This window comes from Microbacterium sp. CGR1, from assembly GCF_001266755.1.
Taxonomy (GTDB): domain Bacteria; phylum Actinomycetota; class Actinomycetes; order Actinomycetales; family Microbacteriaceae; genus Microbacterium.
The window spans coordinates 1626589-1639579 of the sequence record NZ_CP012299.1 but is presented as its reverse complement, the minus strand read 5'-3'; the positions used below and the strand labels follow the sequence as shown (position 1 = coordinate 1639579).

General features: G+C 67.3%; 15 protein-coding genes and 1 tRNA gene. 8 read left to right on the top strand and 8 right to left on the bottom strand.

What is annotated here, in order from left to right; translation table 11 throughout:
- The first annotated feature begins 73 nt into the window (after window positions 1–73).
- The 4 genes from AKG07_RS07950 to AKG07_RS07930 all read left to right on the top strand — a co-directional run bounded on the left by AKG07_RS07950 (window position 74) and on the right by AKG07_RS07930 (window position 2571).
- Window positions 74–655: an isochorismatase family protein gene (locus AKG07_RS07950; RefSeq protein ID WP_053097351.1), complete on the top strand. Its 582-nt coding sequence runs from the start codon at window positions 74–76 to the stop codon at window positions 653–655.
- Window positions 652–1179 (top strand): DUF1697 domain-containing protein, encoded by a 528-nt coding sequence (locus AKG07_RS07945; RefSeq protein WP_053097349.1) that lies wholly within the window; start codon window positions 652–654, stop codon window positions 1177–1179. The genes AKG07_RS07950 and AKG07_RS07945 overlap by 4 nt, the downstream gene beginning before the upstream one ends.
- The gene (locus AKG07_RS07940; RefSeq protein ID WP_053097346.1) at window positions 1176–1808 is read left to right on the top strand and encodes a M23 family metallopeptidase; all 633 of its coding nucleotides are present in this window, start codon (window positions 1176–1178) and stop codon (window positions 1806–1808) included. The genes AKG07_RS07945 and AKG07_RS07940 overlap by 4 nt, the downstream gene beginning before the upstream one ends.
- Window positions 1809–2049: 241 nt before the next feature.
- Entirely contained in the window at window positions 2050–2571 is a 522-nt protein-coding gene (locus AKG07_RS07930) for a CGNR zinc finger domain-containing protein (protein WP_053097342.1), read from the top strand.
- 23 nt (window positions 2572–2594) lie between these two features.
- Here the strand turns inward: AKG07_RS07930 and AKG07_RS07925 are convergent, their stop codons facing one another.
- The 3 genes from AKG07_RS07925 to AKG07_RS07915 all read right to left on the bottom strand — a co-directional run bounded on the left by AKG07_RS07925 (window position 2595) and on the right by AKG07_RS07915 (window position 4118).
- The gene (locus AKG07_RS07925; RefSeq protein ID WP_053097341.1) at window positions 2595–3143 is read right to left on the bottom strand and encodes a type 1 glutamine amidotransferase domain-containing protein; all 549 of its coding nucleotides are present in this window, start codon (window positions 3141–3143) and stop codon (window positions 2595–2597) included.
- A gap of 108 nt (window positions 3144–3251) precedes the next feature.
- Window positions 3252–3324 (bottom strand) — tRNA-Lys (locus AKG07_RS07920).
- A gap of 131 nt (window positions 3325–3455) precedes the next feature.
- Entirely contained in the window at window positions 3456–4118 is a 663-nt protein-coding gene (locus AKG07_RS07915) for a fasciclin domain-containing protein (protein ID WP_053097339.1), read from the bottom strand.
- A 223-nt stretch (window positions 4119–4341) separates the two neighbouring features.
- On the opposite strand from AKG07_RS07915, the gene sigK reads away from it, so the two are divergent.
- From sigK to AKG07_RS07895, 4 genes are all read left to right on the top strand, one after another.
- Window positions 4342–4941, top strand: coding sequence for an ECF RNA polymerase sigma factor SigK (gene sigK, locus AKG07_RS07910; protein WP_171821930.1), 600 nt, complete (start codon window positions 4342–4344; stop codon window positions 4939–4941).
- Window positions 4938–5747, top strand: a complete 810-nt coding sequence (locus AKG07_RS07905; protein ID WP_053097337.1) for an anti-sigma factor — start codon at window positions 4938–4940, stop codon at window positions 5745–5747. The genes sigK and AKG07_RS07905 overlap by 4 nt, the downstream gene beginning before the upstream one ends.
- A gap of 28 nt (window positions 5748–5775) precedes the next feature.
- Window positions 5776–6405, top strand: a complete 630-nt coding sequence (locus tag AKG07_RS07900; protein WP_053097335.1) for a hypothetical protein — start codon at window positions 5776–5778, stop codon at window positions 6403–6405.
- 206 nt (window positions 6406–6611) lie between these two features.
- On the top strand, window positions 6612–7496 hold the full coding sequence (locus AKG07_RS07895; RefSeq protein ID WP_053097333.1) for an aminotransferase class IV: 885 nt from the start codon (window positions 6612–6614) through the stop codon (window positions 7494–7496).
- A gap of 144 nt (window positions 7497–7640) precedes the next feature.
- On the opposite strand, the gene AKG07_RS18050 is transcribed toward AKG07_RS07895, so the two are convergent.
- From AKG07_RS18050 to pstS, 5 genes are all read right to left on the bottom strand, one after another.
- Window positions 7641–8090 carry a DUF559 domain-containing protein gene (locus AKG07_RS18050; protein WP_230100380.1) on the bottom strand — a complete coding sequence of 150 codons (450 nt, stop codon included), beginning with the start codon at window positions 8088–8090 and terminating at the stop codon, window positions 7641–7643.
- Between the two features lie 603 nt (window positions 8091–8693).
- Window positions 8694–9473 (bottom strand): phosphate ABC transporter ATP-binding protein PstB, encoded by a 780-nt coding sequence (gene pstB, locus AKG07_RS07885; RefSeq protein ID WP_045254296.1) that lies wholly within the window; start codon window positions 9471–9473, stop codon window positions 8694–8696.
- 37 nt (window positions 9474–9510) lie between these two features.
- Window positions 9511–10620 carry a phosphate ABC transporter permease PstA gene (pstA, locus tag AKG07_RS07880; RefSeq protein WP_053097332.1) on the bottom strand — a complete coding sequence of 370 codons (1110 nt, stop codon included), beginning with the start codon at window positions 10618–10620 and terminating at the stop codon, window positions 9511–9513.
- 1 nt (window position 10621) lies between these two features.
- Entirely contained in the window at window positions 10622–11590 is a 969-nt protein-coding gene (gene pstC, locus AKG07_RS07875; protein WP_053097329.1) for a phosphate ABC transporter permease subunit PstC, read from the bottom strand.
- Between the two features lie 129 nt (window positions 11591–11719).
- On the bottom strand, window positions 11720–12823 hold the full coding sequence (pstS, locus tag AKG07_RS07870) for a phosphate ABC transporter substrate-binding protein PstS (protein WP_053097327.1): 1104 nt from the start codon (window positions 12821–12823) through the stop codon (window positions 11720–11722).
- Window positions 12824–12991: the final 168 nt, after the last annotated feature.

The window sequence follows — 12991 nt, the reverse complement described above, 5'->3', positions numbered from 1 at the left end:
GTGAACAACATCCCGGGGCCTTTTGGTTTCCCGGGGGTTGGGCGTGCGCGCGCGGGCGGCGTACCCTCGGATCATGAGCAGAGCGCTTCTGATCGTCGATGTCCAGAACGACTTCACCGAGGGCGGGGCGCTGGCCGTGGCCGGCGGCGACGACGTGGCATCCGCGGTATCGGACTTCCTCGCCCTGCATGCATCGGAGTACGACGTCATCGTCGCCTCACGCGATTGGCACGACGCCGAGGGCGACAACGGCGGCCACTTCGGGGAGGTTCCGGATTTCGTCGACATCTGGCCCGTGCACTGCGTCGCGGGCACGCCGGGTGCGGATTACGATCCCCTGCTGGTGACGGATGCCGTCACGCACCACGTGCACAAAGGGCAGGGTCGCCGGGCATACTCGATGTTCGAGGGCGCGACCGAGTCGGGGGAGACGGTCGGAGCGATCCTCACCGCCGCCGGGGTCATCACGGCCGACGTCGTCGGCATCGCCACAGACCACTGCGTGCGCGCCTCCGCTCTCGATGCGATCGCACACGGAGTCCGCGTCCGGATCCTCACCGACCTGATCGCGGGTGTCGCGCCGGAGCCGAGCACGGCAGCCCTCGCAGAGCTCACACACGCAGGCGCCGAGCTCATCGCGAGCGACGCTGCGTGACCCGCAGTGTCCTGCTCCTGCGAGCCGTCAACGTCTCGGGCCGCAACAGGGTGCCGATGGCGCGGCTGCGCGAACTGATCGCGCCCGAGCTGGGCGAGGTCTCGACCTACATCGCGAGCGGCAACATCATCTGCGAGCAGCCGAGTGACCCGCGATCGGTCTGCGCCGACGTGCGCGCGATGATCGCGACCGAGTTCGGCGTCGATACGCCCGTCGTCCATCGCACGCACGACCAGCTCGTGCGGTCGCACGCGAAGCAGCCGTTCCCCGGGGCATCCGAGAATCTGCTGCACGCCATGTTCCTCGAGGGCCCCGCGTCGGCAGGTGCGGTCGACGCGCTGCGGGAGCGGCTCGTGCCGGGGGAGCGGATAGCGCTCGTCGACGACGATCTGTGGATCGACTACGCCGAGGGGGGCGTGCACACCACCAAGCTCACCAAGGCGGTGCTCGATAGGCTGCTCGGCGTCGCCGGGACGGCACGCAATGCGCGCACCGTGCGCAAGCTCATCGAGCTGACGGAATGACCCCCGCGGAGACGGTGGTGCTGTCCCTGCCCTTCACGGGGCGATGGCTGGTGCAGAACAGCCCGGCGTCCCGCGTTCCGAGCCACGGCACGACGCTGTTCGGCAGCTCGTATGCGATCGACTTCGTCCCGGTGGGCGTGGACGGGCGCAGCGCGCCGCGCACGGTCCGGAGCCTGCTCGGCACCGAGAGCCCGGAGGGTTTCGTCGGTTTCGGGCGCTCGATCCTCTCGCCGGTGTCGGGCGAGGTCGTCCGCGTCCATGACGGCGAGGTCGACCACGTCGCGCGTCGTTCGATGGGGGCCCTTCTCGGATACGCCCTCACGCAGCCCTCGCGTGTGCGTCGGGGCGCGGGGGCTGTCGCCGGCAATCACGTCGCCATCAGATGCGACAGGGGACTGGTACTGCTGGCGCACCTGCGTGCGGGCAGCGTGACCGTGCGGGTCGGCGATCTCGTCGTTCCGGGTGATCGGATCGGCGACTGCGGAAACTCCGGCAACAGCACCGAGCCCCACCTGCATCTGCAGGTGTCGGACATGCTGGAGCGGGATGCGCGTGGCATCCCGATGGCCTTCCAGCGGTCAGGGCAGCAGCCGTGGATGCCACGCAACGGAGACATCGTCACGGCCTGATGTCTCGTCTCGGCGGGTCCGGGCGAACTCGGCGCTGAGGGCCGTCGCCGGCCGCTGCGGGTGCGTCTCGAGATCGACGCGATGCGTGCCGCACTCAGCGCAGCGGACGTACACGACGACGCCCTCGCTGGTCGGATGCCGGGAGTCCGCGGTCCAGGCGTGCTCGTGGATTCTCGCTGTCTGGTGAGGGATCGGCAGAGTGTGCAGGGAGGTCATGACTCCAGCGTGATGTAATGGCCTTATGCATCTCAACCCTTACGGAGAATACGCGGTGCTTCTCGCGGCATCCCTCGCCGACGACTTCCCCGCCGACCGTCCGGGCATCGAGGAGCGCACACTCGAGATGGGGATGACGATGACGTTCCCACCCGCGGCGGACGACCGCGCACGCGTGAGGGAAGTGGTCGACGACTGGTTGACGATCGTCGACGCACGGGACCCGGAGGCCCGCGCGGAGATCCTCAACGCGCAGATGGCCAGGGCGGCGGCCTACCCTCGCCTCACGAACCACGACGGCGAAGGCTGGCACCTGCACTACCGCGACGATGTCCAGTCTCTGCCCTACGTCCTCCGTGCGATCTTCGCCGTCGGAACCTCGCTGCACCTGGTCACCCGCGGCATGGATCGCCTCGGGCGCTGCGAGGCCTCGCCCTGCACGAACGTGGTCGTCGATGTGACGCGCAACGGCCGCCAGCGGTTCTGTTCGGTGCGCTGTGCGAACAGAGCGGCGGTCCGGCGTCACCGGGCGCGCGCGGGCGCCTGACACCGGACCGCCCGGTGCTCAGATCACGCGGTCTGCTCGGCGTGCTTGCCTTCAGCGACCTCTTCGATCAGCTTCGCGTTGAACGCGGGAAGGTCGTCGGGCGTGCGGCTCGAGACGAGCCCCGCATCGACCACGACCTCCTCGTCGACCCAGGTGGCTCCGGCATTGCGGAGGTCGGTCGCGAGGCTCGGGTAGCTGGTCAGCGTCCGTCCGTCGACCACGCCGGCCTCGATCAGGATCCAGGCGCCGTGGCAGATGACGGCGACGGGCTTGTGCTGCTCGAAGAACGAGCGCGCGAGGTCGATGGATGCCTTGTCGAGCCGCAGGTGGTCGGCGTTCACGACACCGCCCGGAAGCACGAGAGCGTCGAACTCGTCGGCCGTGGCCTTCTCGGAGGTGAGGTCGACGTGCTGCACGTGACCGTTCTTGCCGGTGATCTGCTGTCCGTCCGGTGCGATGAGCGTGGCGCTCGCGCCCTCGCCCTGCACCGCTTCCCACGGACTGGTCAGCTCGCTGTCCTCGAATCCGTCTGTCGCGAGGAATGCCACTCGGCTGTCGGTGAGAGTCGCCATGATGCGTCCTTTCGTGGGGTGGATGTCCCGGATGGGGACGCCACGACTCTCTCGCAGGACGCGGATGCGGTGAAGGGGGTGGCCGGATCCGGCCGACGGTGATAACGGTGGGCCCCGTGGGGCTCGAACCCACGACCCGCGGATTAAAAGTCCGATGCTCTGCCAACTGAGCTAGAGGCCCGCCCCTCCAGTCTAGGGCGCAAAGAAGGAGCCGCTGACGACGATGTCGTCAGCGGCTCCTTGCACCATCCCACCGACCTCCCCCGAGAGGTGAGATGGCTTACCGAGTGTCCGCCTCGGCGTTCCCGGGCCTTACTCGGCCGGGGGCATCAGAACCGTGTCCACGAGGTACACGGTGGCGTTCGCGGTCTGGACTCCACCGCAGATGACGGTCGCGTCGTTGACCATCAGGTCGTCGCCGCTGCCGGTGACCTCGACGTCTGCACCCTGCACGGTGGCGTGCGTTCCGACGATCTCATCGGGGGTCAGCTGTCCGGGGATCACGTGGTAGGTCAGAATCGAGCTCAGCGTGGCGCTGTCCGTCTTGAGAGCCTCGATGGTGGCCGGGTCGATCTTCGCGAAGGCGTCATCGACCGGAGCGAAGACGGTGAACTCGTCGCCGTTGAGCGTGTCGACGAGGTTGACGTCGGGGTTCAGCTGTCCGCTGACTGCCGCCACCAGCGTGGTGAGCAGCGGGTTGTTCGATGCCGCGGTGGCGACCGGGTCGAGAGCCATGCCCTCGACGGAACCTGCACCGTCCGGCACAGCCTCTGCGTATGCGGCGCAGCCGGGGCCGACCAGGTTGGCGGCCGGGTCCATCGTCTCGGTCTCGGGAGCCATCGTCTCGGACGACTCGGGGGCCGTCGACTCTGCCGGCTCTTCGGTGGTGCCGCCCATGGAACATGCGGAGAGCAGGAATGCGCTCGCAAGGCCGAGGGTGATGGCTGCGGTGACCTTCTTCTTGGTGCTGAACATCTCAAGCTCCTTCAGAACACTGCCACGGCCTCTCCGTGGCGTTGACAGTCGTTCGGAGCCCCGTCGGGATCGGATGGGAGAAATCGCAAAGTTTTTTTCGAGTCGTCGAATGCAATCCGTTCCGGGGGTCGGCCGCGAACATCATTCGACGAACCGCACTTAAGAGGACTCATTTCCGTCACTTTCGGGTGGCGGCTGCACGGGAAAGCGGGGTGAATGCGGCATGCTGTTAGAGATGGTCATCGACGGAATGGACGTACCGGAAGACGGTACGGCTCGGGATGCTGTCGCTGACCTGCTTCTGCGCATCGGCGACGGTGACCAGCGTGCGTTCGCGGAGCTCTACGACAGTCTGTCGTCTCGCGTCTTCGGCCTCATCCTCAGGGTTCTCGTCAATCGCTCGCAGAGCGAAGAGGTGCTTCAGGAAGTCTTCTTGGAGATCTGGCAATCCGCTACGAAGTTCGCTCCGAACAAGGGACAGGGAAGAACCTGGGTGATGACGATCGCGCACCGTCGTGCGGTCGACCGGGTTCGGGCGTCCCAGTCCAGTGCGGACCGAGACGTGCGAGCCGGGTTCAGGGATATCGGAGTCGCGCACGACAGTGTCGCGGAGACGGTGGAGCTGGGCATCGAGGGCGAGAAGGTCGTTCACGCACTCTCGGGCCTTCCTGAGGCTCAGCGCGAAGCTCTCGTCCTGGCCTACTACGGCGGTTACAGTCAAAACGAAGTGGCAGTGCTCGTCGGGGCACCGCTGGGGACGATCAAGACACGGATGCGAGATGGGCTCTCGCGTCTGAGGACAGCTATGGGGGTGACGGCATGAACGAGCAGGAATTCGCAGAACTCGCGGCAGGAGCGGCACTCGACGCGCTGTCGCCCGATGACCAGCAGCGCTATCACGCCGCTCTCGCAGCGCATCCCGAGTGGCAGAGCATCGTCGATGCGGATGCCGACAGCGCAGGATTCCTCGCCGACGGCGCAGCTCCGGTGGTTCCGTCGCCCGACATCCGCGCGACGCTGCTCGCACGGATCGCGGAGACACCGCAGAACGGCGACATCATGTTCGCCGATTCGACCCCTGACGCCCTGGCGGACGAGACGTCGGATGCCGCGCCTGCGGAGGACTCCGCTCCGACCGCTCTCGGTGGGGAAGCCGCGCCGAAGGCTCCGGCACACCGCCTCCGCTTCCTCTTCGCGCTCGCCGCGTGCCTCGCACTGCTCGTCGGTGTGGGAGCGGGCGCTGTCGCCATCAACACGTACATCAACCGGCCGGCCAGCGTCGTCGCACTCGAGGACATCCAGTCGGCCGATGACGCTCAGCAGGCCAGTGTCTCTCTCGAGAGCGGTGGCACGGCGACCGCGCACTGGTCGGCGTCTCTCGGCAAGTCCGTGCTCGTGACCGACGGCATCCCGTCGCTCGCCGAGGGGGAGACCTACGAGCTCTGGTACGTCCGAGGCGACACCCCGGTGCCGGCAGGCGTGTTCGCGGTCGAAGACGGCGAAGCGACGGCAGTGCTCGCCGGAGAGATGCAGGCGGGCGACGTGATCGCGGTCACGGTGGAGCAGGACGGCGGTTCGCCCTCCGGTCTGCCGACGACCGACCCCGTCGTCGTGATTCCGACAGCCTGACCTCCCGGATCGCGCGTACCCTGGACTGATGCCTGAGCAGTTCTCCCGTCCGGTGCGCCGGCCCACCAGCGCCTTCGACAACATCGTCGGCAGTCACGATCCCGCCGAGGAGACGCGCATCGCGCACGCGACGGCATCCGCTCTGCTGACCCGTGTCCGTGCCGACGAGAGCGGTGTGAGCGCTGACAGACTCGTCGCCTTCACCGATGAGCACGGCATCGACGAGATCGCCGAGCTCTGGTCGAAGGCACCGTCCCGCACCCTGCCGGGCGCCCTCTGGCGGCTCTACATCCTGCAGCTGGCGATCCACGGCGACCCGCAGACCGCTGCCCTGCTCTACGAGCGCGGCAGGGTGGAACTGGCGTCGGTGGATGCCGTGATCGCCGGGGCGCCGGTGCCGGCGAACCCCGATGAGCTCGTCGCGCTGATCGACACGATCCTCCGTGGCGCGTTCCGGGGGGACTTCGCGGTCGCCCTCGACCGGGCGGCCGCGTTCTGCCGGGTCCAGGCCTCGGGAGCGACGCACACGGCGGACGACTACGAGCCGACCGAGCCGTCGCGCGCCAGCGAGCTCACCACCCGCGCCCTGCGGCTGAGCAGCTATGCGCAGGACCTGTCGGCCTCCGCTGTGCTGTGGCGGTCCGGAGCCCTGGCCTGAGCGGAGGCGTCCGGGTGAGTGCGCGCCCTCGCGGACTCGCGACGGGCACAACCCCGGCCCGGGCATGAAAAGACCGGGCCGCAAAAACGCCTCTCGGCGGAAGGCCGCTCGCAGCGGCAAAAATTGGAGCCCGGGGTTATGCGGCCCGGCCACTCCATTGTAACAAGATCATGCTGCAGCTATTCCCGGGGCCCTAGGCTCGGATCATGACACGGCGCTTTGCTCTGATGATCGATCCTGCGGCGGCTGACGTCGACCGTTCCGACTTCGCAGAGACTTTCACTCTCGTCGATGCGGCCGCTCCGGCGCTCAGCGTGGGGGAGCTGAGCACGCAGCGCGGCGACGGAGTGTTCGAGTCGATCGGCGTGATCGACGGTCATGCGCAGGAGGTCGTGCCGCATCTCGAGAGGTTGGCTCACTCGGCGCAGCTGTGCGATCTGCCGCTTCCCAACCAGGCGCAGTGGCACCAGGCGATCGAGCGGGCCGCCGCACACTGCGAGCGGGGCGAGTACGTCATCAAGCTCATCCTCAGCCGAGGCGTCGAGCACGGCCCCACGCCGACGGCCTGGGTCACCGCGGCGCCGGCATCCGACTTCTCGACTGTGCGGGAGCAGGGAATCCGCGTCGTCACCCTCGACCGCGGATACGACCTCGACGTGGCCGAGAAAGCACCGTGGCTGCTGCTGGGCGCCAAGACGCTCTCCTACGCCGTGAACATGGCGGCGCTTCGCGAGGCGCATCGACGAGGCGCCGACGACGCCATCTTCCTGTCGCGTGACGGCTTCGTGCTCGAGGCGCCGACCGCGTCGCTGATCCTGCGTGTCGGGGATCGCTTCGTGACACCGGCCCCGAACGGCGGCATCCTGCACGGCACGACGCAGCTGAGCGTCTACGACTACCTTGCCGGGAAGGGGCTCGTCGCAGAATACAGCCGAGTGCCGGCATCCGACCTTCCCCGGGCTGACGCCGCATGGCTGGTCTCGAGCGTTCGCCTCGCCGCCCCGATCACCGCCGTCGACGGAGTCGACATCGCGGTCGATCACGCCCTGACGGCCGAGCTGAACGACTACCTCCTCTCGCCCCGCGACTGAGGCGCCGTGCGCCTGGCCCGACCGCCCGCTACGGGCACAACTTCGGAGCTCTCGACCGACCCGCCGCGCGCAATCACCCGGATCGGCGCGTCGTCGACCGGCATCCGAAGTTGTGCCGTAAATGGGGCGCTGATCCGAGAATGATCAGGGCCTGAGCGCCATCATTCCGACAATCGCTCGCTCGACGAGATCCCAGTCATGTATGACCATCGCATAGTCGAACCGAAGTGTGGCGTGCCCCCACGCGGCGGCCGTGGCGTCCCGGGTGAGATCGCGGTGTCGATGCGACTGTCCCTCATGATTCGCCTTGCCATCCGTCTCGATGAGAAGCCAATCATCGATCATGAGATCGACGATGCCGCTCGCGACGAACCGCACTTGGCAGCGGACGAACCATCCGTACTTGCGGAGTCGCAGCCGAACGAGTGACTCCAGGCCGCTGTCGGCATCCGCGCGGGAGAAGTCGATCAGGTCTCGTCCAAAGGTATCGACGTGCAGCCGCAGCCATCGCAGCCCATCGCCGTCGATCAGGCCGAGGCGGCGCGCGGACTCGAGCGCGACGAAGAACGCCTCGCCGCCGCGGCAGTGGAGCATCTGCAGCAGTATCCGAGGTGCCGAAGGGAGCCCGAACGTTCGCGAGGAAGCGCCTGAATCCCAATGACGGATGCAGGTGCACTCACGGCTGACGCCTGGGTGATGGTGTCTGTCTGCGCGAAGCCAGACGTGCAGAGCTGGATCCTCGAGAACCCAGATGCCGAGGTGCCGTGCTGCGCTGGCGCATCCCAGAGAGCCTCCATGCTCAGCAGCCTCGACGGCGCTCGCGCAGGCCGTGTCGGCAGCGTAGACCCCCCGTCGGATTCGACGGAGCTGCCCGCGCCGCACGCGAGCGTCGAGAGCCCGGCGTGAGCTTCTCGCCCGAAGGTCGCGCCAGGTCCAGATCTCGATCGATGATGAGCTGCACATCAGAGGAGCATCCGCGATCCCGATGCTCGTTCTCGACCATGATGCCGGCATCTGTGGACGCAATTCGTCCTGGCTCGTCTCTGCAGGATGAGTGCCGCGGTCTGGCCCCGGGCACCGATTCGGACTAAAACGACGAAACGCCGTGGGACCAGAGGGTCGCACGGCGTTTCGGACCAGCAGCTCCGAAGCTGTGCCCGCGAAGAACGGGCGCCCGGTCGAAGCTGAGGCGGATGCTTATCCGAAGCGACCCGAGACGTAGTCCTCGGTGGCCTGGACAGACGGAGTGGTGAACATCGTGCGGGTGTCGTCGTACTCGATGAGCTTGCCCGGCTTGCCGGTGCCCGCGATGTTGAAGAACGCCGTCTTGTCGGACACGCGGCTCGCCTGCTGCATGTTGTGCGTCACGATGACGACCGTGTACTGGGTCTTGATCTCGGCGATGAGCTCCTCGATCGCGAAGGTCGAGATCGGGTCGAGCGCCGAGCAGGGCTCGTCCATGAGGATCACGTCGGGGGAGACGGCGATGGCACGCGCGATGCAGAGACGCTGCTGCTGACCGCCGGACAGGCCGGAGCCCGGGCGGTCGAGGCGGTCCTTGACCTCGTTCCAGAGGTTCGCCCCACGCAGCGACTTCTCGACCAGGGCATCCTGGTCGCTCTTGGCCATGCGCGTGTTGTTGAGCTTGACGCCCGCGAGCACATTCTCCTTGATCGACATGGTCGGGAACGGGTTCGGGCGCTGGAAGACCATGCCGACCTGGCGGCGCACGAGCACGGGGTCGACCCCGGTGCCGTAGAGGTTCTTGCCGTCGATCAGCACCTCGCCCTCGACGCGCGCGCCGGGGATGACCTCATGCATGCGGTTCAAGGTGCGCAGGAACGTGGACTTGCCGCAGCCCGACGGGCCGATGAAGGCCGTGACGGTGTTGGGCTTGATGTCGATGCTGACGCCTTCGACCGCGAGGAAGTCGCTGTAGTAGACGTTGAGGTCGTTGACTTCGATGCTCTTGGACACGTGAAATCCTTCTTCTTCTTCAGTCGGGTATGACGGCTCAGCGGCCGTTGATCTTGGGGGCGAACACCTTGGCGATGACGCGAGCTAGGAGGTTCAGCACCATCACGATGACGATCAGGGTGAGGGCGGCTGCCCAGGCCCGCTCGAGGTAGGCATCGACGGGGATGCCGGGGTATTTGGCCTGCATGTACGAGAACACCGGCAGTGTGGCCATCTGGCCGCTGAACATGTTCAGGTTCATGCCCTGCACGATTCCGACGGTGAGCAGCAGCGGGGCGGTCTCGCCGATCACTCGCGAGATGGCCAGCATGATGCTCGTCAGGATTCCGGCGATCGCGGTGGGCAGCACGACCTTGAGGATGGTGAGCCACTTCGGCACGCCGAGTGCGTAGGCCGCCTCGCGGAGCTCGTTCGGCACGATGCGCAGCAGCTCTTCCGAGCCGCGCACGACGACCGGGATCATCAGCACCGAGAGCGCGAGCGAACCCATGATGCCCATTCGCGTGCCCGGTCCGACGATGATCGAGAAGACCGAGTAGATGAAGAGACCGGCGACGATCGACGGGATGCCGGTCATGACGTCGACGAGGAAGGTGATGCCGCGCGCGAGCTTGCGGCCTTCGCCGTACTCGACGAGGTAGATCGAGGTCATCAGGCCGATCGGCACCGAGATGATCGTCGCGCCGAGGGTGATGAGCAGCGTGCCCCAGATGGCGTGCACCGCGCCGCCGCCCTCGCCGACGATATTGCGCATCGAGAAGCTGAAGAACTCTCCGTCGAACCGCATGAGGCCGTTGACGACCACGGTGTAGAGCAGCGAGATCAGGGGAAGGAGCGCGACCACGAAGGCGCCGGAGACCAGCGCCGTCATGAGACGGTCGATCGCGTGGCGACGGCTCTCGACCACGGTGGAGATCACCATGATGAGCACCATGTAGAACAGCAGGCCGACGACGAGCGTCAGCGCGATGTTGAAGTCGGCGGGGTCGTTGCCCACGTTCATGAAGGCGAAGATCGTCGCCGACACGACGAATGCGACCAGCAGCAGTGCCCAGGGGGCCCACTTCGGCAGGTGGCCGGCCGAGGTGATGTGCGTCGGGGCGACGACGGACGCGGGCGACGGTGAGGGCGTGAGAGTGGCGGTCATGTCAGTTGGCTCCCGAGAACTCGGCGCGGCGCGAGACGATCCAGCGGGCCACGAAGTTGACCGCGAAGGTGACGATGAAGAGGATCAGACCCGCGGCGATCAGCGTGTTGACGCCTTCGTCGTGGGCCTCGGGGAACCGCAGCGCGATGATCGCAGGGATCGTCGTGGGGTTCTCCGGGTTGATCAGGTTGAAGGTGACGATGCCGAGCGGCGAGAGCACGAGGGTCACTGCCATCGTCTCGCCGAGTGCGCGACCGAGACCGAGCATCGCGCCCGACACCATTCCGCTGCGTGCGAAGGGGAGCACGGCCATCCGGACCATCTCCCAGCGCGTGGCTCCCAGCGCGAGGGCCGCCTCTTCGTGAAGCTTCGGCGTCTGCAGGAAGACCTCGCGGCAGATCGCGGTCATGATCGGCAGGATCATCACCGCGAGCACCAGGGAGGCGGTGAGGATCGTCTTGCCGGTTCCGGAGGGCGTTCCGCTGAAGAGCGGGATGAAGCCGAGGTTCGTGTTCAGCCACTTGTAGAAGGGCACGAGCATCGGCGCGAAGGTGAGCGCTCCCCAGAGACCGAAGACGACCGAGGGCACGGCGGCCAGCAGGTCGATGATGTAGCCGAGGACGCCGGCGAGGCGGCGAGGGGCGTAGTGCGAGATGAAGAGCGCGATGCCGATGGCGATCGGGGCGGCGATGACGAGGGCGATGAAGCTCGACCACAGCGTTCCGAAGACGAACGGCCACACCCACGACAGGAACGACTGCCCTTCGAGGATGTGGTTGTTGGAGGTGTCGGACGACAGTGCGGGGATCGCCTGCACGATGAGGAAGACGGCCACCGCGGCGAGGGTGACGAGGATGATGATTCCCGCCGCCAGCGCGGTGCCCGAGAAGACGAGGTCGCCGCGGCGGCGGGGAGCGGTGCGCGTCCCGGTGGAACGGGTGGTATCGGGACCCGTTGAGGTTGTGGTCATCGGAGCGACTCCAGGCTCTGAGGGACGTTCGGGGTTTTCATGCGGGTGCCCCCGCGGTGTCGGTCGAGTCCTACGACCGACACCACGGGGGCGTCGGGACCGGGGCTCAGCGGTGTGCTGAGCCGTCGATCACTCCGTGACGATCGCGTCGATCGCCGTGTTGATCTGCTCGCGCAGGCTGTCCGAGATCGGGGCGCTGCCCGCGGCCTCTGCTGCAGCGTCCTGGCCCTCGGCCGATGCGACGTACTGGAAGTACGCCTTCACGAGACCGGCGGTCTCGGCGTCGTCGTACTCGACGCAGCCGATGAGGTACGAGACGAGTGCGATCGGGTACGAGCCGGCGGGCGCTGCGGCCGGGTCGACGGCGTACGCGAGGTCGTGGTCGGAGCGACCCTCCTCGAGCGGGGATGCCTCGACGAGCGCTGCGGCTGCCTCGGCGGAGTACGCGACGTACTCGCCCTCGACCTCGACGGCGACCTGGCCCAGGTCAGCGGTGCGCGATGCGTCGGCGAAGCCGATGTAGCCGACACCGTTGGTGATCGCGTCGACGACGCCCGAGGTGCCGTCGCCGGCCTCACCGGTCGACAGCGGCCACTCGTCGCTGGCCTCGTAGGTCCACACGTCGGGGGCGACGGCGCTGAGGTACTTGGTGAAGGTCTCCTGCGTGCCCGACGCGTCTGCGCGGTGCACGGGGACGATCGCCTGGTCGGGAAGCTCCACGCCCTCGTTCTGCGAGGCGATGGCGGCGTCGTTCCAGTTGGTGATGGCGCCGGAGAAGATCTTCGCGATGGTCTGGCCGTCGAGGTTCAGCTCGTCGATGCCCTCGAGGTTGAACGCGACGGCGACGGGCGAGATGTAGACGGGGATCTCGACGATGTCGTCGGAGGTGCAGGAGCCGAAGCCGCCTGCGGCGAGCTCGTCGGCGTCGAACGCGCGGTCGGAGCCGATGAAGTTCGAGGAGCCGGCGATGAAGTTCTCGCGGCCGGTGCCCGAACCGGTGGCGGTGTAGTTCACCGTCGTGTCGGGGTTGGCGGTCTGGAATGCGGCGACCCAGGACTGCTGCGCGGCCTCCTGCGAGGAGGCGCCGGTGGCCTCGATCGTGCCGGAGAGCGTGGACTCGCTCGGGGCGTCGGTGGAGCCGCCGGTTCCGCCTTCGTTCGCGGCACAGCCGGCGAGTGCGAGAGCGGCAACGGCGCCGACGGCGCCGATACGTGCGATTCGGGAGATCTTCACTGTGGATCCTTCGATCTTTGATGGGTGGGGCCCGGTGCAGGGCACACAGTGACGCTATGTGCGGCGGTTAACGAGACTCTCCCGCGCAGGTGAACGGGAGGTGAACGGCACGCGTCTCTCTGGGGCATGTGAAAGGCCGCACCCGGAACCGGGTGCGGCCTTCCCACG

Coding starts and splice junctions, on each gene's coding strand:
- AKG07_RS07940 (WP_053097346.1), top strand. CDS start 1,176: ATGACCCCCGCGGAGACGGTGGTGCTGTCCCTGCCCTTCACGGGGCGA.
- AKG07_RS07930 (WP_053097342.1), top strand. CDS start 2,050: ATGCATCTCAACCCTTACGGAGAATACGCGGTGCTTCTCGCGGCATCC.
- AKG07_RS18050 (WP_230100380.1), bottom strand. CDS start 8,090: ATGCTCCACTGCCGCGGCGGCGAGGCGTTCTTCGTCGCGCTCGAGTCC.
- pstC (WP_053097329.1), bottom strand. CDS start 11,590: ATGACCACAACCTCAACGGGTCCCGATACCACCCGTTCCACCGGGACG.
- pstA (WP_053097332.1), bottom strand. CDS start 10,620: ATGACCGCCACTCTCACGCCCTCACCGTCGCCCGCGTCCGTCGTCGCC.
- AKG07_RS07895 (WP_053097333.1), top strand. CDS start 6,612: ATGACACGGCGCTTTGCTCTGATGATCGATCCTGCGGCGGCTGACGTC.
- AKG07_RS07905 (WP_053097337.1), top strand. CDS start 4,938: ATGAACGAGCAGGAATTCGCAGAACTCGCGGCAGGAGCGGCACTCGAC.
- AKG07_RS07950 (WP_053097351.1), top strand. CDS start 74: ATGAGCAGAGCGCTTCTGATCGTCGATGTCCAGAACGACTTCACCGAG.
- AKG07_RS07915 (WP_053097339.1), bottom strand. CDS start 4,118: ATGTTCAGCACCAAGAAGAAGGTCACCGCAGCCATCACCCTCGGCCTT.
- AKG07_RS07925 (WP_053097341.1), bottom strand. CDS start 3,143: ATGGCGACTCTCACCGACAGCCGAGTGGCATTCCTCGCGACAGACGGA.
- AKG07_RS07900 (WP_053097335.1), top strand. CDS start 5,776: ATGCCTGAGCAGTTCTCCCGTCCGGTGCGCCGGCCCACCAGCGCCTTC.
- sigK (WP_171821930.1), top strand. CDS start 4,342: ATGCTGTTAGAGATGGTCATCGACGGAATGGACGTACCGGAAGACGGT.